This window comes from Rhizobium sp. RAF36 (genome assembly GCF_052114105.1).
Lineage (GTDB): Bacteria > Pseudomonadota > Alphaproteobacteria > Rhizobiales > Rhizobiaceae > Rhizobium.
Window position 1 is genome coordinate 818,277 of record NZ_JBFREC010000002.1, and the last position, 18,682, is coordinate 836,958.

Annotated in this window: 21 protein-coding genes; 15 read left to right on the top strand and 6 right to left on the bottom strand. The window is 61.7% G+C overall.

Going from position 1 to position 18,682, the window contains the following annotated elements; genetic code table 11:
- Positions 1-32: 32 nt before the first annotated feature.
- Positions 33-332 (top strand): pyrophosphatase, encoded by a 300-nt coding sequence (locus tag AB4Z25_RS09935; protein ID WP_442207956.1) that lies wholly within the window; start codon positions 33-35, stop codon positions 330-332.
- 10 nt (positions 333-342) lie between these two features.
- Here the strand turns inward: AB4Z25_RS09935 and AB4Z25_RS09940 are convergent, their stop codons facing one another.
- The 3 genes from AB4Z25_RS09940 to AB4Z25_RS09950 form a co-directional block, all read right to left on the bottom strand.
- The gene (locus tag AB4Z25_RS09940) at positions 343-837 is read right to left on the bottom strand and encodes a GNAT family N-acetyltransferase (protein ID WP_442207957.1); all 495 of its coding nucleotides are present in this window, start codon (positions 835-837) and stop codon (positions 343-345) included.
- 18 nt (positions 838-855) lie between these two features.
- Positions 856-2,271: a metalloprotease TldD gene (gene tldD, locus AB4Z25_RS09945; protein WP_112537164.1), complete on the bottom strand. Its 1,416-nt coding sequence runs from the start codon at positions 2,269-2,271 to the stop codon at positions 856-858.
- Positions 2,272-2,357: 86 nt separating this feature from the next.
- Positions 2,358-2,963, bottom strand: coding sequence for an invasion associated locus B family protein (locus tag AB4Z25_RS09950; protein WP_112386454.1), 606 nt, complete (start codon positions 2,961-2,963; stop codon positions 2,358-2,360).
- 340 nt (positions 2,964-3,303) lie between these two features.
- On the opposite strand from AB4Z25_RS09950, the gene coxB reads away from it, so the two are divergent.
- The 6 genes from coxB to AB4Z25_RS09980 all read left to right on the top strand — a co-directional run bounded on the left by coxB (position 3,304) and on the right by AB4Z25_RS09980 (position 8,622).
- A complete protein-coding gene (coxB, locus tag AB4Z25_RS09955; RefSeq protein WP_442207958.1) occupies positions 3,304-4,191 on the top strand; it encodes a cytochrome c oxidase subunit II in 888 nt (295 codons plus the stop codon).
- 20 nt (positions 4,192-4,211) lie between these two features.
- Positions 4,212-5,912: a cytochrome c oxidase subunit I gene (gene ctaD, locus AB4Z25_RS09960; protein WP_112386452.1), complete on the top strand. Its 1,701-nt coding sequence runs from the start codon at positions 4,212-4,214 to the stop codon at positions 5,910-5,912.
- A gap of 66 nt (positions 5,913-5,978) precedes the next feature.
- Entirely contained in the window at positions 5,979-6,935 is a 957-nt protein-coding gene (locus tag AB4Z25_RS09965; protein ID WP_112537165.1) for a heme o synthase, read from the top strand.
- Positions 6,932-7,072, top strand: coding sequence for a hypothetical protein (locus AB4Z25_RS09970; protein WP_162698648.1), 141 nt, complete (start codon positions 6,932-6,934; stop codon positions 7,070-7,072). The genes AB4Z25_RS09965 and AB4Z25_RS09970 overlap by 4 nt, the downstream gene beginning before the upstream one ends.
- Before the next feature lie 4 nt (positions 7,073-7,076).
- Positions 7,077-7,685 carry a cytochrome c oxidase assembly protein gene (locus tag AB4Z25_RS09975; protein WP_112537166.1) on the top strand — a complete coding sequence of 203 codons (609 nt, stop codon included), beginning with the start codon at positions 7,077-7,079 and terminating at the stop codon, positions 7,683-7,685.
- Between the two features lie 58 nt (positions 7,686-7,743).
- A complete protein-coding gene (locus AB4Z25_RS09980) occupies positions 7,744-8,622 on the top strand; it encodes a cytochrome c oxidase subunit 3 (protein ID WP_112537352.1) in 879 nt (292 codons plus the stop codon).
- Positions 8,623-8,683: 61 nt separating this feature from the next.
- On the opposite strand, the gene AB4Z25_RS09985 is transcribed toward AB4Z25_RS09980, so the two are convergent.
- Positions 8,684-9,325 (bottom strand): phosphotransferase-like protein, encoded by a 642-nt coding sequence (locus AB4Z25_RS09985; RefSeq protein WP_112386449.1) that lies wholly within the window; start codon positions 9,323-9,325, stop codon positions 8,684-8,686.
- 128 nt (positions 9,326-9,453) lie between these two features.
- Between AB4Z25_RS09985 and AB4Z25_RS09990 the strand changes: the two genes are divergently transcribed.
- The 6 genes from AB4Z25_RS09990 (at position 9,454) to AB4Z25_RS10015 (ending at position 14,092) form a co-directional block, all read left to right on the top strand.
- Positions 9,454-9,834 (top strand): DUF983 domain-containing protein, encoded by a 381-nt coding sequence (locus AB4Z25_RS09990; protein ID WP_112537353.1) that lies wholly within the window; start codon positions 9,454-9,456, stop codon positions 9,832-9,834.
- A gap of 1 nt (position 9,835) precedes the next feature.
- Entirely contained in the window at positions 9,836-10,585 is a 750-nt protein-coding gene (locus tag AB4Z25_RS09995) for an SURF1 family protein (RefSeq protein WP_442208002.1), read from the top strand.
- A gap of 62 nt (positions 10,586-10,647) precedes the next feature.
- Positions 10,648-11,649, top strand: coding sequence for a 4-hydroxy-3-methylbut-2-enyl diphosphate reductase (ispH, locus tag AB4Z25_RS10000; protein WP_112386516.1), 1,002 nt, complete (start codon positions 10,648-10,650; stop codon positions 11,647-11,649).
- Positions 11,650-11,861: 212 nt separating this feature from the next.
- Positions 11,862-12,827: a homoserine kinase gene (locus tag AB4Z25_RS10005; RefSeq protein ID WP_112537354.1), complete on the top strand. Its 966-nt coding sequence runs from the start codon at positions 11,862-11,864 to the stop codon at positions 12,825-12,827.
- Complete coding sequence (gene rnhA, locus AB4Z25_RS10010; RefSeq protein ID WP_112386446.1) at positions 12,824-13,264, top strand: ribonuclease HI; 441 nt, start codon at positions 12,824-12,826, stop codon at positions 13,262-13,264. Before AB4Z25_RS10005 ends, rnhA begins: the two co-directional genes overlap by 4 nt.
- A 24-nt stretch (positions 13,265-13,288) precedes the next feature.
- On the top strand, positions 13,289-14,092 hold the full coding sequence (locus AB4Z25_RS10015) for an endonuclease/exonuclease/phosphatase family protein (protein WP_112537168.1): 804 nt from the start codon (positions 13,289-13,291) through the stop codon (positions 14,090-14,092).
- On the opposite strand, the gene AB4Z25_RS10020 is transcribed toward AB4Z25_RS10015, so the two are convergent.
- Positions 14,089-15,984, bottom strand: a complete 1,896-nt coding sequence (locus tag AB4Z25_RS10020; RefSeq protein ID WP_112537169.1) for a diguanylate cyclase — start codon at positions 15,982-15,984, stop codon at positions 14,089-14,091. The genes AB4Z25_RS10015 and AB4Z25_RS10020 overlap by 4 nt on opposite strands.
- Before the next feature lie 198 nt (positions 15,985-16,182).
- Here AB4Z25_RS10020 and AB4Z25_RS10025 point away from each other — a divergent pair, with 198 nt between their 5' ends.
- On the top strand, positions 16,183-16,620 hold the full coding sequence (locus AB4Z25_RS10025; protein WP_112537170.1) for a DoxX family protein: 438 nt from the start codon (positions 16,183-16,185) through the stop codon (positions 16,618-16,620).
- A gap of 60 nt (positions 16,621-16,680) precedes the next feature.
- Here AB4Z25_RS10025 and AB4Z25_RS10030 read toward each other — a convergent pair whose 3' ends face one another.
- Complete coding sequence (locus tag AB4Z25_RS10030; RefSeq protein WP_442207959.1) at positions 16,681-18,123, bottom strand: FAD-binding oxidoreductase; 1,443 nt, start codon at positions 18,121-18,123, stop codon at positions 16,681-16,683.
- Between the two features lie 248 nt (positions 18,124-18,371).
- On the opposite strand from AB4Z25_RS10030, the gene AB4Z25_RS10035 reads away from it, so the two are divergent.
- Positions 18,372-18,680, top strand: coding sequence for a Dabb family protein (locus AB4Z25_RS10035; protein ID WP_112537172.1), 309 nt, complete (start codon positions 18,372-18,374; stop codon positions 18,678-18,680).
- The last annotated feature ends 2 nt before the right edge of the window (positions 18,681-18,682 follow it).

The following is an 18,682-nucleotide window of genomic DNA, read 5'->3' on the forward strand; positions in this document are numbered from 1 at the left end:
GTTCTCCTTCATGAGTACGGAAGGAGAACGAAATGCTGTCAGAGCTTGCCGAAAAATTCGAGGCGGCGTCGAAGGCCTATGCCGAGGCGAACGGCGTGGAGCGCGATCGCGACTGGTTTCTGCTCAAGCTTCAGGAGGAGATGGGTGAGCTCACCCAGGCCTGGAACCGCCTGACGGGGAGGGGACGCGCCAAGGGCCGGACATCCGCCGAGATGAAGCAGGACCTCGCCGACGAGACCGCCGATCTCCTCGGCCACATCCTCCTCTTCGCCCGCCACAACGGCATCGACCTCGCACCCTCGGTCGAGCGGAAATGGCTGTTTAGGCCGTGAATACGCGGAGTTACTTGCCGAGTGCCCGCCGGTAGAACTTGCTATCGACGCCCATGACAGGGAAGGCGCGGGGGAGGTCGTTCCGGCTGATCTCGCTGAACCCGTTCTTTTCGTAGAACCGGTGGGCGGCGAGGAACCGGTCCGTGGTGCCGAGGAAGATATCGGTGATCTCATGCTCCCCGGCATGCGCAAGGAGCGCGTCGAGCAGGCGGGCGGCGACATTGTGCTCGCGGCCGCGCACATGGGCCGCCACGAACATCTTGCGCAACGCCGTCTGGTTATTGCCGATATCCTTGAGCCCGAGCGTCCCGACGATCGTTCCGTCGAGTTCGGCGACCCAGAACTGCCCCTTGCGGGCCTGATAGAAGTCGGGGATCACTGCGAGATCGGGCTGGTCGTCGGCGGTGATGGCGATGCCGAACTCATCCCGCTGGATCGGCAGGATCACCGAGAAGACGCCGTCAATGTCGGCGATGGCAAAGGGCCGTATCAGGATCTCGCGCATCGCCGTCTCCTGAGGTTGTTAGGTTTGCGTACCGCCAACAGTAACCTGGTCCATGCGCAAATGCGGCTGGCCGACACCGACGGGCACCCATTGTCCGGCCTTGCCGCAATTGCCGATGCCGGTATCCAGCTTCATGTCGTTGCCGACCATGGAGATGCGCTTCATCGCGTCAGGGCCATTGCCGATCAGCATCGCGCCCTTGATCGGCGCGCCGATCTTGCCGTTTTCGATCAGGTAGGCCTCGGTGCAGCCGAAAACGAACTTGCCCGAAGTGATATCCACCTGGCCGCCGCCGAAGGAGACGGCATAGATACCCTTCTTGACCGAGGAAATGATCTCCTCGGGCGTCTTGTCGCCGCCGAGCATATAGGTGTTGGTCATGCGCGGCATCGGCACATGGGCATAGCCCTGGCGGCGCCCGTTGCCGGTCGCCTTCATGCCCATCAGCCGGGCATTCTGCCGGTCCTGCATGTAGCCGACAAGCTTGCCGTTCTCGATCAGCACGTTATAGGCCGAAGGCGTACCCTCGTCATCGATAGTGATCGAGCCGCGGCGGTTGTCGATCGTGCCGTCGTCGACGACAGTGACACCGGGAGCGGCGACCATCTGGCCGAGCAGGCCGGCAAAGGCCGAGGTCTTCTTCCTGTTGAAATCGCCTTCCAGCCCGTGGCCGACGGCCTCGTGCAGCATGACGCCGGGCCAGCCGGAGCCGAGCACCACATCCATCGTGCCTGCAGGCGCCTCGATGGCTTCGAGATTGACCAGCGCCTGGCGCAGCGCCTCGTCGGCGCCCGTCTGCCAGCTGCCCTCGGTGATGAAATCGCCGAAGCCGATGCGCCCGCCGGATCCGTAGGAGCCGCTCTCCTGCCGGTCGCCTTCGCCCACCATGACCGAGATGTTGATGCGGGTCATCGGCCGGATGTCGCGGACGCGGTGGCCGTCGGCACGCAGGATATCGACGACCTGCCAGCTGGCGGCGACCGAAGCCGTCACCTGCCGCACCTTGTCGTCCTTGCCGCGCAGATAGGCGTCGATATCGGTCAGCACCTTCACCTTCTCTTCGAAAGAGGGCGAGCCGATCGGGTTCTCGTCGTTGTAGAATTTCTTGTTGGTGCCTTGGGGGGCGGCGGCATAGCTGCCGGAATAGCCGCGGGTAACAGCGCCGACGGCATCGGCGGCGCGCTTCAGCGCTGAAACAGAGAGGTCGCCGGCATGAGCATAACCGACCGCTTCGCCAGCCACGGCGCGCAGGCCAAAGCCCTGCTCGGTATTGAAGCTGCCGCCCTTGAGGCGGCCGTTGTCGAACATCAGCGATTCCGCCTGCGCATGCTCGATATAGAGCTCGCCGTCATCGGAGCCGGAGAGCGCTTCGGCCACGAGCTTGCGCATCGTCGCTTCGTCGGCATCGAAGAGCGTCAGGAGGTCGGTATTCATGATGGTATGCTCCGCTTCAAAGCTGCAATGCTTCAAGCCGATGTAGGTCCGGACGGGTGTTCGAGCAAGCCCCAATCAGGCCCTTATCAGGGTAGTGCGTCGTAGCCTTCGGCAAAGCCCTTCAGATCGACCGGAATGCCGATACCTTCTTCCGGTGTCTGGAAGACGATGAAGGTGGCGCTGGTGCCGCTGCGGAAGGTCTTGAGCAGCTCATCCTCGAGCACGACTTCTGCATAGCAGCCATCGGCAAAGCAACGGACGAAATAGGCGCGGCCGATATCCTTGCCATCGACATTGAGGCCGAGGCCGTTCGGCAGCAGCACGCCGAGGGGCGCCAGCACGCGCAGGATCTTGGACTTGCGGTCGGCGGTCTTCAGCACGACGACCGAGAGGCCGACTTCAGGACGGTCTTCGGCAATCACGTTCTGCATCAGCGCGCACTGCTCGGCCGAAGCGCCGGCCGGCTTGTCGCAGACGACGGACCAGGCGCCGTGGTTGGATTTTACCGTGCCCGGTGCCTGCGGCTGGCTCTGGCCGGGAACGGCCTGCTGCTGTCCGGGTGCCGGGGGCGCGGGTTCAGCCTGTGCAGGCGGCTTGGCGGCCGGCTGCTGCTGCGCGAAGACGGGGGTGGCCGCTGCTGCTGCAAGTATGGTGGTCACGGCAAGCGACCGCGCGAGGGAACGGAAACCCATAAAAACCTCTGGATTCGAATCGGTGACGGTATTGTTGAAGGCCGTCGCCGAAAATGAAAAGACCTGCCCCGTGAAAACCGGGGGACTACGGCAGAAATAGGACCTTTCGGCAAGAATGTTCGGGCTTTGGATTGGCCCGCGTAAGGCTTTTCCGTATGATGGTGCAAATCGGCGGTAATGTTTTGTGCCTGCTTGCGAATTTGTCGTTACGCAAAAATGCCGCATAGACAATTGCTTTGGCCAGTTGCGGTCCATGGCAAACTGTGGTTTGAAGCGCAGAAGATGGCAAGGATTCTGCGTTCGATTTATGGCAGGTCAAGCGCTCGAGGGAGATACTAAGGTGATTAAGAAGGCTTATGCAGCTCTGACCGCGCTGGTCTGTCTGCTTTTTGCTTCCGGCACATATGCCGATCAGCCGATGCCGTGGCAGGCAACGCTGCAGCCGGCGGCGACGCCGATTATGCGGGAAATCCGCTGGTTCGAACAATATACGCTGTGGTTCATCGTACCGATCACGCTCTTCGTTCTGATCCTGCTCATCGTCGTCTGTTGGAAGTTCCGTGCGAGCGCCAATCCGGTGCCGTCGAAGACCAGCCACAACACGGTTATCGAAGTCATCTGGACCGTGGGGCCGGTTCTGATCCTTCTCTTCCTCGCTGTTCCGTCGTTCAACCTTCTGACCGCCCAGCTGACGCTGCCGGAAAATCCGGATGTGACGCTGAAGGCAACCGCGACCCAGTGGCAGTGGAATTACGAATATGAGGGCACCGGCGACAATCCGCTGGCCTTCGATTCCTACCTGTTGAAGGATCCGGATCGTGCCGCTGCCGGCAAGACCGACCTCTCCACCTATCCGCGCCTGCTCGCCGTCGACAACGAAGTCGTGCTGCCTGTCGGCAAGACCGTCCGCGTTCTGGTGACCGCCGCTCCGACCGACGTCATCCACGCTTTCGCGATGCCGTCCTTCGGCGTCAAGATCGATGCTGTTCCGGGCCGCCTCAACGAAACCTGGTTCAAGACCGAGCGCGAAGGCCTGTTCTACGGCCAGTGTTCCGAGCTCTGCGGCAAGGATCATGCGTTCATGCCGATCGCGATCCGTGTCGTTTCCGAAGACAAGTACAAGCAGTGGCTGACGGCCGCCGCTTCCGATCTTCCCGGGGCCTACAAAAGCCTCATGGCAGAAACCGATGGTCCGAAGACCGTCGATGTCGCCGAAAACGCTCAGTAATCTAGAAGGGACTCGGGACAATGGCTGGACCTTCCGCTCACGATCATTCTCATGATCAGCATGGCCATGACGCGCATGCGCATGACGACCATCACAATCACTCGCATACGCCGAGCTTCGTCAATCGCTGGTTCTTCTCGACGAACCACAAAGACATCGGCACGCTCTACCTGATCTTCGCGATCTTCGCCGGCATCATCGGCGGCGCGCTCTCCGTCGCCATGCGCATGGAGCTTCAGGAGCCTGGCATCCAGATCTTCCACGGTCTGGCCTCGATGGTTTACGGCTTCGAAGGCGACGCCGCGATCGACGGCGCCAAGCATATGTTCAACGTCTTCACCACCGCTCACGCCCTGATCATGATCTTCTTCATGGTCATGCCGGCGATGATCGGCGGTTTCGCCAACTGGATGGTGCCGATCATGATCGGTGCGCCTGACATGGCGTTCCCGCGTCTGAACAACATCTCATTCTGGCTGATCGTTCCGGCCTTCCTGCTGCTCGTGCTGTCGATGTTCGTCGAGGGCCCGGCCGGTGCTTACGGCGCTGGTGGTGGATGGACGATGTATCCGCCGCTCGCAACCGCAGGCCAGCCTGGCCCGGCCGTCGATCTGGCGATCTTCTCGCTGCATATCGCCGGTGCGTCGTCGATCCTCGGCGCGATCAACTTCATCACCACGATCCTGAACATGCGCGCTCCAGGCATGACGCTGCACAAGATGCCGCTTTTCGCCTGGGCCGTTCTGATCACTGCCTTCCTGCTGCTGCTCTCGCTGCCGGTTCTGGCAGGCGGCATCACCATGCTGCTCACCGACCGCAACTTCGGCACGTCCTTCTTTGCGCCTGAAGGCGGCGGCGACCCGATCCTCTACCAGCACCTGTTCTGGTTCTTCGGTCACCCGGAAGTGTACATCCTGATTCTGCCGGGCTTCGGCATCGTCAGCCACATCATCTCGACCTTCTCGAAGAAGCCGGTTTTCGGTTACCTCGGCATGGCCTACGCCATGGTCGCGATTGGTGCCGTCGGCTTCGTCGTCTGGGCGCACCACATGTACACGGTCGGTCTGTCGCTCGATGCGCAGCGCTACTTCGTGTTCGCAACGATGGTCATCGCCGTTCCGACGGGCGTGAAGATCTTCTCCTGGATCGCAACGATGTGGGGCGGCTCGATCAGCTTCCGTACGCCGATGATCTGGGCGATCGGCTTCATCTTCCTGTTCACGGTGGGTGGCGTCACCGGCGTTCAGCTGGCAAATGCTGGTCTCGACCGCTCGCTGCATGACACCTATTACGTCGTGGCTCACTTCCACTACGTTCTGTCGCTCGGCGCCGTGTTCGCCATCTTCGCTGCCTGGTACTACTGGTTCCCGAAGATGTCGGGCTACATGTACAGCGAGTGGATCGGCAACCTGCACTTCTGGGTCATGTTCATCGGCGTAAACCTGGTGTTCTTCCCGCAGCATTTCCTCGGCCTCGCCGGCATGCCGCGCCGCTACATTGACTATCCGGATGCATTCGCCGGCTGGAACTATGTTTCCTCCATCGGCTCCTACATCTCGGCCTTCGCGGTTCTGATCTTCCTCTTCGGTGTCTTCGAAGCTTTCGCCAAGAAGCGCCTGGCTGGCGACAATCCGTGGGGTGAGGGTGCAACGACGCTCGAATGGCAGCTGCCTTCGCCGCCGCCGTACCACCAGTGGGAACAGCTTCCGCGCATCAAGTAAGATGCTGGAATACCGGACGCCGCACCAAGATGCGGCGTCCGGCCTTAATGTAAGCAGGACGGAATAATGACGGTCATCGACAATCACGAGGCACTTGCGAACGAAGGCGACTTCCGCCTGTCGGAAGCAGGCGCACGCGATTATTTCGAGCTTCTGAAGCCCCGCGTCATGTCGCTGGTGGTTTTCACGGCCTTTGCCGGCCTCGTGCTGGCGCCCGGACATATCAATCCGATCCTCGGCCTCATCTCGATCCTTTGCATTGCTGTCGGTGCTGGTGCGTCGGGTGCGCTGAACATGTGGTATGACGCCGATATCGACGCTGTCATGACCCGTACCGCGCAGCGCCCGATCCCGGCCGGCCGCATCCAGCCGCGCGAAGCACTGGCTTTCGGCCTCGTGCTCTCGGGCTTCTCGGTCACCATCCTCGGTCTCGCCGTCAACTGGCTCTCGGCCGGGATCCTGGCCTTCACCATTTTCTTCTATGCCGTCGTTTATACGATGTGGCTGAAGCGCTCGACGCCGCAGAACATCGTCATCGGCGGCGCGGCAGGCGCTTTCCCGCCGATGATCGGCTGGGCCTGCGTGACCAATTCGGTCACCATCGAAAGCACGGTTCTCTTCCTGATCATCTTCCTGTGGACGCCTGCGCATTTCTGGGCTCTCGCGCTCTTCAAGATGCACGATTACGAATCCGTCGGCGTGCCGATGTTGCCGAATGTCTCAGGCGAGCGCACCACCAAGCATCAGATCGTTGCCTATGCGGTGCTGACGGCCATCTGCGGCGTCGTCCCGTCCTTGCTCGGCTTTGCCAGCTTCGGCTACGGCCTCGTCGCGACGCTGCTCGGCGCAATCTTCATAAGCTGTTCCATCGCCGTCTGGCGGATGCCGGATGGCGATCTGAAGATGATCCCGGCAAAGAAGCTGTTCGCTTTCTCGATCTTCTATCTGTTTGCCATCTTCTCTGCTCTCATGTTCGATCGCGTGGCCTCTATCCTGGTGTTCCACGCAGGAGGTTTGATTTGATCGAAACCGTCAAATTGACCGAAGCGCAGCGCAAGTCGCGCCGCAATCGCAACGTCGCGCTTGGCCTCGTGCTGGCAGGCCTTTGCGTGCTGTTCTATGCGATCACCATCGTCAAGTTCACCGGACACGGAGGCTGAGCGAATGAGCGAGACCGTGGACGCGCCGAAGAAGAAGGGCCGCAATAACGGCGCCGTCGTCATGATGTGCCTGAGCTTCGTCGTTGGCATGGGCGCGATGAGCTATGCCGCCGTTCCGCTCTACCGCATGTTCTGCCAGATCACCGGCTATAACGGCACGACGCAGCGCGTCGAGCAGGCATCGACCGTGATCCTCGACCGCAAGATGCGCGTCACCTTCGACGCCAATGTCGCTCCCGGCCTGTTCTGGGAATTCAAGCCGGTCCAGCGCGAAGTCAATCCGCGCATCGGCGAGACGATCCAGGTCAATTTCGTTGCCGAGAACCGCTCGAATGAGACCCAGCGCGGCCAGGCGGTGTTCAACGTCACGCCGGGCGAAGCCGGGGCCTATTTCAACAAGGTCCAGTGCTTCTGCTTCACCGAGACGGATCTGAAGCCGGGCGAAAAGCTTGAAATGCCGGTGGTGTTCTACATCGATCCGGAAATTACCAAGGCCGTGGAATCGAAAGACATTCACACGGTCACGCTATCCTATACGTTCTACCCGAAAGAGGGACCGAAGCCGGTGGCTTCGAATGAGGGTGGAGCGGAGAAGGTTGAAAAGAAACTTTGATTGAGGTCCGTTTCCGGCTATGCCGGGAACGAGCGAGGAAGAGATCCGGGGATACAAGATGGCCGACGCGCATCAGAAAAACCACGACTACCATATCATTGATCCGAGCCCGTGGCCGCTGCTCGCCTCGATCGGCGCCTTCATCATCACCTTCGGTGGCGTCGGATTCATGCGCTACATCAACGGCGGATCGCTGCACCTGTTCGGCATCGAATGGGCGCATCCGTGGCTGTTCTTCATCGGTCTCGCGCTGATCCTCTACGTCATGTACGGCTGGTGGGCCGATACGGTGAAGGAAGCCCACGAGGGCGCGCATACCCGCGTCGTCTCGCTGCACCTTCGCTACGGCATGATCATGTTCATCGCTTCCGAAGTGATGTTCTTCGTTGCCTGGTTCTGGGCCTACTTCGACGCCAGCCTCTATCCGCATGAAGCCATTCAGGCCTCGCGCCTCGCCTTCACCGGTGGCGTATGGCCGCCGAAGGGCATCGAGGTTCTCGATCCCTGGCACCTGCCGATCTACAACACCGTCATCCTGCTTCTCTCGGGCACGACGGTCACCTGGGCACACCACGCGCTGCTGCACAACGACCGCAAGGGCCTCATCCAGGGCCTGACGCTCACCGTTCTGCTCGGCATCCTGTTCTCCTGCGTCCAGGCCTACGAGTACGCCCACGCTCCGTTCGCCTTCAAGGCATCGATCTACGGCGCGACCTTCTTCATGGCGACCGGCTTCCACGGCTTCCACGTTCTGGTCGGCACGATCTTCCTGGTCGTCTGCCTGATCCGCGCCATCCGCGGCGACTTCACGCCGAAGCAGCATTTCGGCTTCGAGGCTGCGGCCTGGTACTGGCACTTCGTCGACGTCGTCTGGCTGTTCCTGTTCTTCTCCATCTACATCTGGGGTGGATGGGGCGCACCGGTCGCCCACGGCTGATCCGGTCGAAAGGCTGATATTGAAAAGGCGGGTGCCAATGGCGCCCGCCTTTTTCTTTGCTCTATCGCAACCCGGCGATCCGCTCGAAGGCGGATGGCTCGGGAATGCCGATATCAAGCTGATGGCGGATCGCCTCGGCGCACTCATAGGGCGTCAGCACAGAGGTATCGAGCTCGAGATCGTAGATGCCGGGCTTGTGGACCTCGTCCTGCCAGCGGCGCACCGCTTCCGGAACCGCTGTTTCGGCCGTCGCCTTGGCATAGAGTTCTTCGCGGCCGGGCTCGTCGATCTCCCGCCGCTTCATGATGACGTCGAGCGGACAGCGCACGCCGACAAACAGCACCGGAAAGCCTTCGAGGCGCCGGGCGCAATCGGCCAGAATGCCGAGCGGCTGCGAGTACGCGTCATGATGGCCGAGATCGGCAACGACATTGAGCCCGAGCCCGGCATGGATGGCGATCGATTCGTAGAGCGCCGCGTAGAAGAACGGCACCAGTTCCTCGAGATCGGGACGCTCGCCGCCGGGCCTGAGGCCGATGCCCGGCAGATACTCGGCCGGCGTCATCGCATTGTAGCCGTCGACCCCCAGATTCATCCAGGGGCCGTCGAATTGCTGCTGGATCGCCCTCGCGATCGTAGTTTTGCCGCTGCGCGGCGCGCCGTTCAAAATGACGATCTGCGCGGCGGTGTTGTCGTTGTCCATGCGTCTTCTTCTTCTGTTTGGCGCGAATCGCTGAGGCGAAATCGCGCAGGTATTTCCCTTCGTCCTGCGGATACTCTATGGGAGAGTTAAGGCGGCTTTAGGTGAGATCGCCGTTATCGGGAATGGGTATGAAAGAAGACACAGCTCTTTTTCCACCGGTCGATCCGGTGAAGAGCGGCATCAAGGGCTGCTGCCCGCGCTGCGGCAACGGCAAGCTGTTCGATGGCATGCTGTCGCTGAAGCCGCGATGCGCCGCCTGCGGGCTGGATTATGCCTTCGCTGATTCGGGCGATGGCCCGGCTGTCTTCGTCATCCTCATTGTCGGCTTCATCGTCATCGGCTCGGTGCTCTGGCTGGAGGTCAACTATTCGCCGCCGATCTGGCTGCATATCCTGCTCTTCGGCCCGCTGACGATCATCCTGTCGCTGCTGACCCTGCGCTGGTGCAAGGGCATCCTGATCGCCATGCAATACCGCCACAATGCCCGCGAAGGACGCCTGAGTGACTGACATGAACAATCCGGCCACGCGCCGCAAGCCGCCTGTTTTCACAGGCATAGTGGTGCTGATTGCGCTCACCATCCTGATTTCGCTCGGCACCTGGCAGGTCGAGCGGCTGCACTGGAAGGAAGGCCTTCTCGCCGACATCGCGACGCGCCGAACCTCGGCCCCCGTCGAGCTCTCCGCCATCGAAGCGATGCACGCCGGTGGCACCGATATCGAATACCGCCCGGTCACAGTCACCGGCCGCTACGTCAACAACAAGGAACGGCACTTCTTCGCCACCTGGCGCGGCCAGACCGGCTTCTACGTCTACACGCCGCTGGAAATGGCGGACGGGCGCTATCTCTTCGTCAATCGCGGCTTCGTTCCCTATGAGAACAAGGAGCCGGAGATGCGTATGCAGGGCCAGCTGACCGGCCAGCAGACTGTCACCGGCCTTGCCCGCAATCGCCTGCCCGGCAAGCCGTCTTGGGTCGTGCCCGAGAATGATCTCGTCAAGAATGTCTTCTACTGGAAGGACATCGACGCGATGACGTCGAGCGACGGTTTCGATCCGGCGAAAGTCGTGCCTTTCTTCGTTGATGCGGACTCGACGCCGAACCCGAAGGGCATGCCGATCGGCGGTGTCACCGAAATCGACTTGCCGAACAACCACCTCGAATATGCCTTCACCTGGTATGGCCTGGCGGCAGTGCTGGTCGGCATCGTCGGCGTTTCCTGGTTCCGCAAGCGCAGCGGCAACGCACCGGCGCAATAGTATCGCTTCAATTCCTTCCTATATTGGGCTAGACACCCGAGACGATGGATACCGGACGTAAGATGAACATAGCAGCGAAACCTCCTCTGACGATCAGGCTTTGCGGGCCGCGTGGCTTCTGTGCCGGCGTCGATCGTGCCATCCAGATCGTCGTTCTGGCGCTGAAATCCTACGGCGCGCCCGTCTATGTCCGCCACGAGATCGTTCATAACCGCTATGTCGTCGAGGGCTTGGAAGCCAAGGGCGCCGTCTTCGTCGAGGAGCTGAACGAGATCCCTGAAGAGCATCGCGCCCAGCCGGTGGTGTTCTCCGCGCATGGCGTTCCGAAGTCGGTCCCTGAAGATGCCAACAGCCGCAACCTCTTCTATCTCGATGCCACATGTCCGCTGGTCTCCAAGGTCCACAAGCAGGCGATGCGCCACAACCGCCTAGGCCGCCATGTCGTCCTGATCGGCCATGCCGGACACCCTGAGGTCATCGGCACCATGGGCCAGCTGCCCGAGGGCTCGGTCTCGCTGATCGAGACCGTCGAGGACGCCGATACTTACGAGCCCGCCGATCCCGATAATCTCGGCTATGTGACGCAGACGACGCTGTCGGTCGACGATACCGCCGGCGTCATCGCCAGGCTCCAGCAGCGCTTCCCGAACCTGACTGCACCTGCTGCAGATTCGATCTGCTATGCCACGACCAACCGCCAGGAAGTGGTGAAGCAGGCGGCACCCGGCTGCGACCTCTTCATCATCGTCGGCGCCCCGAATTCCTCCAACTCCAAGCGGCTTGTCGAAGTGGCGCTGAGGGCAGGGGCGAAGAAATCGATCCTCGTGCAGCGCGCCTCCGAGCTCAACTGGGACGACATCGGCCACATCTCGACACTCGGCCTTTCCGCCGGCGCCTCGGCCCCCGAAGTCATCGTCAACGAAATCATCGAGGCCTTCCGCGCCCGTTTCGATGCGCAGGTGGAGCTGGCCGAGACGGTACAGGAAAACGAGCATTTCCTCGTCAATCGCGAGCTGCGCAATATCGAGCTGACATCGGCGGATATGGCGTTTGTGAATGGGTAGTGTTCTGTCGGAGGGGGTGATACCCCCCTCTGTCCTGCCGGACATCTCCCCCTCAAGGGGGGAGATCAGCTGGGAGAAATCGCTCGCTCGACATCAATTGTTTGGGGAAACCCTCACCATCTGCCGATCTCCCCCTTGAGGGGGAGATGCCCGGCAGGGCAGAGGGGGTTATCATCTCCGAGCGACCACCCAACCCGAAACGAGACCCCACCTTGGCCGTTTACACCGATATCTCCGAAGACGATCTGAAGTGGTTCCTGACGGAATATGATGCTGGCGAGCTGCTCTCCTACAAGGGGATCGCCGAGGGCGTCGAGAATTCGAATTTCCTGCTGCACACAACGAAGGATCCGTTGATTCTGACGCTCTATGAGAAGCGCGTAGAAAAGAACGATCTGCCGTTCTTCCTCGGGCTGATGCAGCATTTCTCCGCTGGCGGCCTGTCCTGCCCGCTGCCATTGCCGCGCAAGGATGGCGCGCTGCTTGGCCATCTGTCGGAGCGCCCCGCGGCGCTGATCTCCTTCCTCGAAGGCATGTGGCTGCGCAAGCCGGAAGCCAGGCACTGCCGCGAGGTCGGCAAGGCCCTGGCGCAGATGCACATTGCCGGCGAAGGCTTCGAGTTGAAGCGCCCGAATGCGTTGTCGATCGATGGCTGGAAGGTTCTCTGGGACAAGTCGGAGGCCCGCGCTGACGAGGTGGAAAAGGGGCTGTCGGCTGAGGTGCGCGGCGAGATGGATTTCCTCTCCGCCCACTGGCCGCGGGAGCTGCCGTCAGGCGTCATCCACGCTGATCTCTTCCCCGACAACGTCTTCTTCCTCGGCGACCAGCTTTCGGGCCTGATCGACTTCTATTTCGCCTGCAACGACCTGCTGGCCTATGACGTCTCGATCATCCTCAATGCTTGGTGCTTCGAAAAGGACGGCGCCTACAACATTACCAAGGGTACGGCGATGCTGGAGGGCTACCAGAGTGTCCGCCCGCTCAGCGAAGCCGAACGTGCGGCTCTGCCGATCCTGTCGCGCGGCTCGGCGCTGCGCTTCTTCCTGACCCGCCTCTACGACTGGCTGACGACGCCCGAGGGCGCCATGGTCACCAAGAAGGATCCGCTCGAATATCTGCGCAAGCTGCGCTTCCACCGCCAGATCAAGTCTGCCGCCGAATACGGGCTTTCCGAATGAAACATGTCGATATCTTCACCGATGGTGCCTGCTCGGGCAATCCCGGTCCCGGCGGCTGGGGTGCGATCCTGCGTTATGGCGAGGTCGAGAAGGAACTGTCTGGCGGCGAAGCCGAGACCACCAACAACCGTATGGAATTGCTGGCGGCGATCTCGGCGCTTTCGGCCCTCAACAGCGCCTGCGAAGTCGATCTCCACACCGACAGCAAATACGTCATGGACGGCATCTCCAAGTGGATCTTCGGCTGGAAGAAGAACGGCTGGAAGACCGCCGACAAGAAGCCGGTGAAGAACGGCGAGCTGTGGCAGGCACTCGATGCCGCCAACCAGCGCCACAAGGTCAAGTGGCACTGGGTCAAGGGCCATGCCGGCCACCCGGAAAACGAACGCGCCGACGAATTGGCGCGCATGGGCATGGCTCCCTACAAGAAGAAATAGGCCGGGCAGGGCGGGGGAGGCATCGTGCGGATCATCTCGTTGAATGCCTGGGGCGGCAAGATTTACCAGCCGCTGATCGAGTATCTCGCCACCGCGGGTGCGGATGTGCTCTGCCTGCAGGAAATCACCCGCTCGTCAGGTGTCGTGGCGGATTGGCTGGAATATCGCGACGGCAGCCATATCCTGCCGCAGCGTCCCAATCTCTTCGATGATTTGAAGGCCGCGCTTCCTGAGCATGACGGCTTTTTCGCCCCATCAACGCGCGGCGAGCTGTTCGATGGCGATCGCGCCGTCACCTCGGAATTCGGCCTTGCCACTTTCATCCACCGCTCCCTGGCGATCACCGGCCAGGCGGCGGATTTCGTCCATGGCCGTTTCTCGCCGGATGGATACGGCACCCATCCACGGGCGCGCAACGCCCATGTCGTCAGGCTGTTCGACTATGCCACGGGCCGCACCGTGACCATCGCGCAGCTGCACGGCCTGCGCGACATGGCGGGCAAAGGCGACACGCCTGAAAGGATCGCACAGGCCGAAGCCCTGGTGGCGCTGATCGGCCGCATCCACCGGCAGGGCGATCCGCTCGTTGTCTGCGGCGACTTCAATGTCCTGCCTGATAGCGCCACGTTCGGGATCCTCGGCAGGCTGGGCCTGACCGATTTCGTGACGTCCCGCGGCTTTGAGGGCACGCGAACGTCTCTCTATCCGAAAGAGGGGAAGTTTGCTGACTACATGCTGGTCTCGGCAGATGTCGAGGTCACCCGCTTCGAGGTCGTCCGCACGCCCGAAGTGTCCGATCACTGCGCCTTGATGCTGGATATCGGCTAGCCGTTTACGGCACGCGTGCTGCTCGCCGGCTCCCAGATCGATACCCGATCACGCCCACCGCGCTTGGCATCGTAAAGCGCCTCGTCGGCATGCTGCATGAATTCGGAGGGTGTCGTCGCCCGGCCGCGGCTCTGCTTGACGGCAACGCCGACGCTCGCCGTCACCCGGGTGAATTCGCTGCCGGTATGCGGCAGGTTCAGCGCGTGCAGCGCATCGCGGAACTGTCCGGCGACGCGGCAGGCATCGGCCTCGTCGGCCTCCGGCATCAGCACCACGAACTCCTCGCCGCCGAAACGGGCAACAATATCGGTGTCGCGTCTTGCCGCTTTGCGCAGGCAGTCGGTCACAGCCTTCAGGCATTCGTCGCCGGCCAGATGGCCATAGGTGTCGTTATAGGCTTTGAAGCGGTCGACATCGATCATCAGCAGGCTGAGCGGCGTGCGCTCGCGAACACTGCGGGCGAGCGCGAGCGCCAGGGCTTCGTCGAAGGCGCGGCGGTTGACGATGCCCGTCAGGCCGTCGGTTTCGGCGAGGCTCTTCATCCGGTCGGCAACGGCACGCAGCGAATGCTCGGCCTGCTTCATCGCTGTTACGTCGGAAACAACCACAAGCGCCATGCCATCGGCCGTCATGCGCGTGCGCAGGCTCAGCCATCGGCCGTCATAGAGGTCGATTTCCTCGTCCTTGTCGCGGTGCAGGTCGCGCGCGGCGGTCTCGATCCATTGCTCATCGACGGCAACGGGAAAGTTGCGGCGCTCCTGCGTCTCGATGGCCTTCCGCAGGATATCGCGGATATTGTAACCGGCGACGCGCACGACGCCTGAGAGCGGGAAGAGGTTGGAATATTGCGGGTTGGCATAAACAAGCTTGCCCTGCGGATCATACATCGCAAACCCATCCGACATGCCGGACATCGCATGCGACAACATGTTGCGGTTGTCGCGCAGCTCCCGCTCGATGCGGCGCTCCTCTGTAATGTCGCGGGTGACGCCGGCAAGCCCGATGATGACGCCGTCGCGGTCGCGCAGCGGCACTTTCGAGGTGCGGAACCAGTGTTCCCGCTCGCCTTGCATTAGGGATTCGATCTTGTTGATCTGCGCTTCGCCCCGGCGCATCAGGTCCTGTTCTTCGGCAAACAGCACTTCGGCGCGGCGTTGTGTGGCGATGTGGAAATCCGTGGTGCCGATCATCGCTTCCGGCGAGCTGAAATGGTGGTGCTCGGCGACATTGCGATTGACCACGACGAAGACGCTATCGCGGTTCTTGACGTATTGGAAATCCGGCGTCTGCGTCAGCGCCGCGGTCAGAAGATCACGGTCCTGCGCCATGTTCTCGAATTGCAGGAGCAGCGAACCGGCAACGGCGATGGCGCCGAAATTCAGCACGATGGCGGGAATGCCGACGAGCTGCAGCGTCATGGCGCTGACCTGATTGGGCAGGATCAGCATCGTCGCCAGCAGCGTCAGCGAGACGGTGGCACCAAGGATGAAGATATCGCTGAGCTTCGCCTTGCGCCGCTTCTGCAATATGCGCAGCGTCAGCGAGACCGCACCGGCGCAGGCAATGCTGATCACTCCGTCAACCGCACCCGCCCCACCCATGTAGAGCCGGAAGGCGACGGCCATGGGGATCGTCAGAATGGCCGAAGGTGCGCCGCCGAACAGCGCCGATATCGCCACTAGCGAATAGCGCAGGTCGATGAACACGCCGTTGGTCAGCGGCACCGACATCATCATCGAGGCCATCGTCCCGGCCCCCATGACGGCGCCGAAGGCGAGCTTGGTATGCAGATCGCTGAGCTGACGGAATCGGAAATAGATGTGAGCCCAGACCGAGATCACCAATGCAACGATGGCAAGATTGCCCGTTAGTATTTGCCAGGTTGTATTCATACAGTACAAGTGAACCCAGACGCGCCAATCCCCGCATTTCTAAGGCTTTTTCCTTTCAACGGGTTTAACTTAGCGATGTCTACACAAGAAAATCATGCGTCAAACTTAAACGCCTGAAACGACCGTGTTCCAAACGGACACATCCAGAAGCCGCCGGCCTTCGTATCGAGCTTTATTGAGCGACGATCCGAGGATGAGATGGCTGTGCATGCAGGAACCTGGCTTGAGCCATCCCTGGAACCGAGATTCTGGTGGCGTGTCGTGCTGTCGGCGATCTATCTGATCGCCGGTATCCTGCACATGCTGCTGCCGGGGCCATTTCTGCGGATCATGCCAGCCCTGGTGCCGTTTCCAGCCTCTGTGATTTTCGTGACGGGCGCATGCGAGGTCGCGGGCGCCGCCGGCCTGCTGTCGTCGCCCTATCGCGCTGCCGCGGGCATTGCGCTCGCCGCCTACGCGGTCTGCGTCTACCCCGCCAATATCAAGCATGCGATCGATGGATTGTCGGCGGTGGACGCAAGCATCTACGCCTGGCTCTACCATGTGCCGAGGCTTGCCTTTCAGCCTGTGCTCGTCTGGTGGGCACTTTATGCCGGAGGCGTGATCGACTGGCCGTTTGCGCTACCCAAAGCTTAAGCGGCTGGCGGTTCGCGGTCGCCAGCCGTGTGTTTCGGGCGCACCTGCCGCCAGCGCGCCTCAGCTGGCCGCCCGCATCTCCGCCAGAGGTTTCACATTCTGGTTCATCCGGAAGAGATTCTGCGGATCATAGCGTCTCTTGATTTCCGCAAGACGCCGGTAGTTCATGCCATAAGCCGCTTCCACGCGATCGGCCTCGTCTTCTGGCATGAAATTGATATAGGCCGTGCCGATCGCATGCGGCCTTGTTGCCTCGAACAGACCCTTTGCCCATCCGATACAGGCTTGGTCCATCGTCTTTTCCCGCCAGCGCGCATGGACGTTCATCACGAAATGCGAGCTGCGCTGCGGGAAGGCCGTGGCCTCGTGGCCGATCCGTCCTGCCGCGCCACCGACATGGCCGATGAAGATCTCGCATTCCGGCCCTGGCAGCTTGCGCACCGCATCGAGCAGCACGGAGATGGCAGGATCGGAAAGCCGCGCAAAATCCTGGCTCTTCCAGTAATTGCGCGCTCCGGGCGTCAGAAGCGGATCGAAGGCCTGCTGCCAGGCGGCGAAAGGCGCCGGTCCGACGACATCGGCAATCGGCTTGCCGATCGACCGCAACCCAGCGGTCGCCGTCTCACCGGCCTGCAGATTGCCGCAATAGCACATGGCAAGCACCAGCACCTCCTTGCCATGCCACTCGGCAGGCAGGAACGGCAGCGGCGGCGCCTTGCGCATCACGGCCCAGCAGGTAAGCTCGTCAGGCGCTGTTTCCAACTGTTGGCGGTATTGCTTGAGCACCATCTCCGCATCGGCGAAAGGATGGACGACGAGCCCCGCCAGCACCTCTCCCGGCAGATCGTGCAGCCGGAATTCGAACGAGGTGACCACGCCGAAATTGCCGCCGCCGCCGCGCAGCGCCCAGAACAGCTCCGGCTCTTCCTTTTCGCTGACGCGCTTCAGTTCGCCTGCCGCGGTCACGACGTCCACCGAGATCAGATTGTCGAGCGTCAGCCCGAATTTCCGGGTCGTCCAGCCGAAACCGCCGCCGAGCGTCAGCCCGGCAATGCCTGTCGTGGAGTTGATGCCGGTCGGCAGAACAAGCCCGAAGGCCTGCGTCTCCGCATCGACATCGGCCAGTGTCGCACCGGGCTCCACCCGCATGCGCCGCGTCGCTGGATCGACCCAGACGGATCGCATCGACGACAGGTCGATGACGACGCCGCCATCGCAGATCGCGTTGCCGGCAATGTTGTGGCCGCCGCCGCGGATCGCCAGAAGCAGGCCGTTGTCACGCGCAAAGCGCACCGCCTTGACGGCATCACCAGCACCGGCGCAGCGCACGATCATTGCCGGATGCCGGTCGATCATGCTGTTCCAGATCGTCCGCGCCTCGTCGTAGTCGGCATCGTCCTTGGTAATCAGCCGCCCGCGCAATGCGGCGGCGAACGCCTCTATGGTACTGCCCTTCACCCTGGTTTGGCCCCGTTGCAGGGTCGTGAGGTTCAAGTCGTCCATGATGTCCTCCCTGCGGCAGGAAGCCCCGTCCCCGCCGGGGCCGCATTTTGCGCCCCCCGGCCATGGTTAACAAGCTATCGCTAATAAATGTATCCAGCGATGGAGCGGGCCGGTTTGGCGCCCGCCTGGCGTGTTTTTATGCCGTTCATCTGCAAGCGGGGGACTATGGCTGGCCTTTGTGCGGCACGGGGTTGCCCTCGGTGGCTTTCCCACTATTCTGGCCGCAACGAAAACAGGGAGGCCACCATATGATCCTGCATTGCGTATTCTTGCGGCTGAAGGCCGCGATGACGGCCGAGGAGAAGCAGACGCTGTTCGAATCGGTCGTGGCGCTGAAGCAGGTCATTCCCGGGATCATCGACATCCAGCATGGGCCGAACGTCTCGCCCGAAGGGCTGCATGGCGGCTTTGTCGATGGCTTTGCCGTGACATTCGAGAGCCCGGAGGCGCGCGATGCCTATCTCGTCCATCCGGAGCATGTGACGGTCGGCCAGCGCATCGTCGAATCCGTCGACGGCGGCCTTGGCGGCCTGCTGGTCTTCGATCTGAATATCTGAAA

What these genes read in the sequence shown, in the direction of transcription:
- AB4Z25_RS09935 (WP_442207956.1), top strand. Translation starts at nt 33, where the DNA reads ATGCTGTCAGAGCTTGCCGAAAAATTCGAGGCGGCGTCGAAGGCCTAT.
- AB4Z25_RS09940 (WP_442207957.1), bottom strand. Translation starts at nt 837, where the DNA reads ATGCGCGAGATCCTGATACGGCCCTTTGCCATCGCCGACATTGACGGC.
- tldD (WP_112537164.1), bottom strand. Translation starts at nt 2,271, where the DNA reads ATGAATACCGACCTCCTGACGCTCTTCGATGCCGACGAAGCGACGATG.
- AB4Z25_RS09950 (WP_112386454.1), bottom strand. Translation starts at nt 2,963, where the DNA reads ATGGGTTTCCGTTCCCTCGCGCGGTCGCTTGCCGTGACCACCATACTT.
- ctaD (WP_112386452.1), top strand. Translation starts at nt 4,212, where the DNA reads ATGGCTGGACCTTCCGCTCACGATCATTCTCATGATCAGCATGGCCAT.
- AB4Z25_RS09965 (WP_112537165.1), top strand. Translation starts at nt 5,979, where the DNA reads ATGACGGTCATCGACAATCACGAGGCACTTGCGAACGAAGGCGACTTC.
- AB4Z25_RS09975 (WP_112537166.1), top strand. Translation starts at nt 7,077, where the DNA reads ATGAGCGAGACCGTGGACGCGCCGAAGAAGAAGGGCCGCAATAACGGC.
- AB4Z25_RS09980 (WP_112537352.1), top strand. Translation starts at nt 7,744, where the DNA reads ATGGCCGACGCGCATCAGAAAAACCACGACTACCATATCATTGATCCG.
- AB4Z25_RS09985 (WP_112386449.1), bottom strand. Translation starts at nt 9,325, where the DNA reads ATGGACAACGACAACACCGCCGCGCAGATCGTCATTTTGAACGGCGCG.
- AB4Z25_RS09990 (WP_112537353.1), top strand. Translation starts at nt 9,454, where the DNA reads ATGAAAGAAGACACAGCTCTTTTTCCACCGGTCGATCCGGTGAAGAGC.
- AB4Z25_RS09995 (WP_442208002.1), top strand. Translation starts at nt 9,836, where the DNA reads ATGAACAATCCGGCCACGCGCCGCAAGCCGCCTGTTTTCACAGGCATA.
- ispH (WP_112386516.1), top strand. Translation starts at nt 10,648, where the DNA reads ATGAACATAGCAGCGAAACCTCCTCTGACGATCAGGCTTTGCGGGCCG.
- rnhA (WP_112386446.1), top strand. Translation starts at nt 12,824, where the DNA reads ATGAAACATGTCGATATCTTCACCGATGGTGCCTGCTCGGGCAATCCC.
- AB4Z25_RS10020 (WP_112537169.1), bottom strand. Translation starts at nt 15,984, where the DNA reads ATGAATACAACCTGGCAAATACTAACGGGCAATCTTGCCATCGTTGCA.
- AB4Z25_RS10025 (WP_112537170.1), top strand. Translation starts at nt 16,183, where the DNA reads ATGGCTGTGCATGCAGGAACCTGGCTTGAGCCATCCCTGGAACCGAGA.
- AB4Z25_RS10030 (WP_442207959.1), bottom strand. Translation starts at nt 18,123, where the DNA reads ATGGACGACTTGAACCTCACGACCCTGCAACGGGGCCAAACCAGGGTG.
- AB4Z25_RS10035 (WP_112537172.1), top strand. Translation starts at nt 18,372, where the DNA reads ATGATCCTGCATTGCGTATTCTTGCGGCTGAAGGCCGCGATGACGGCC.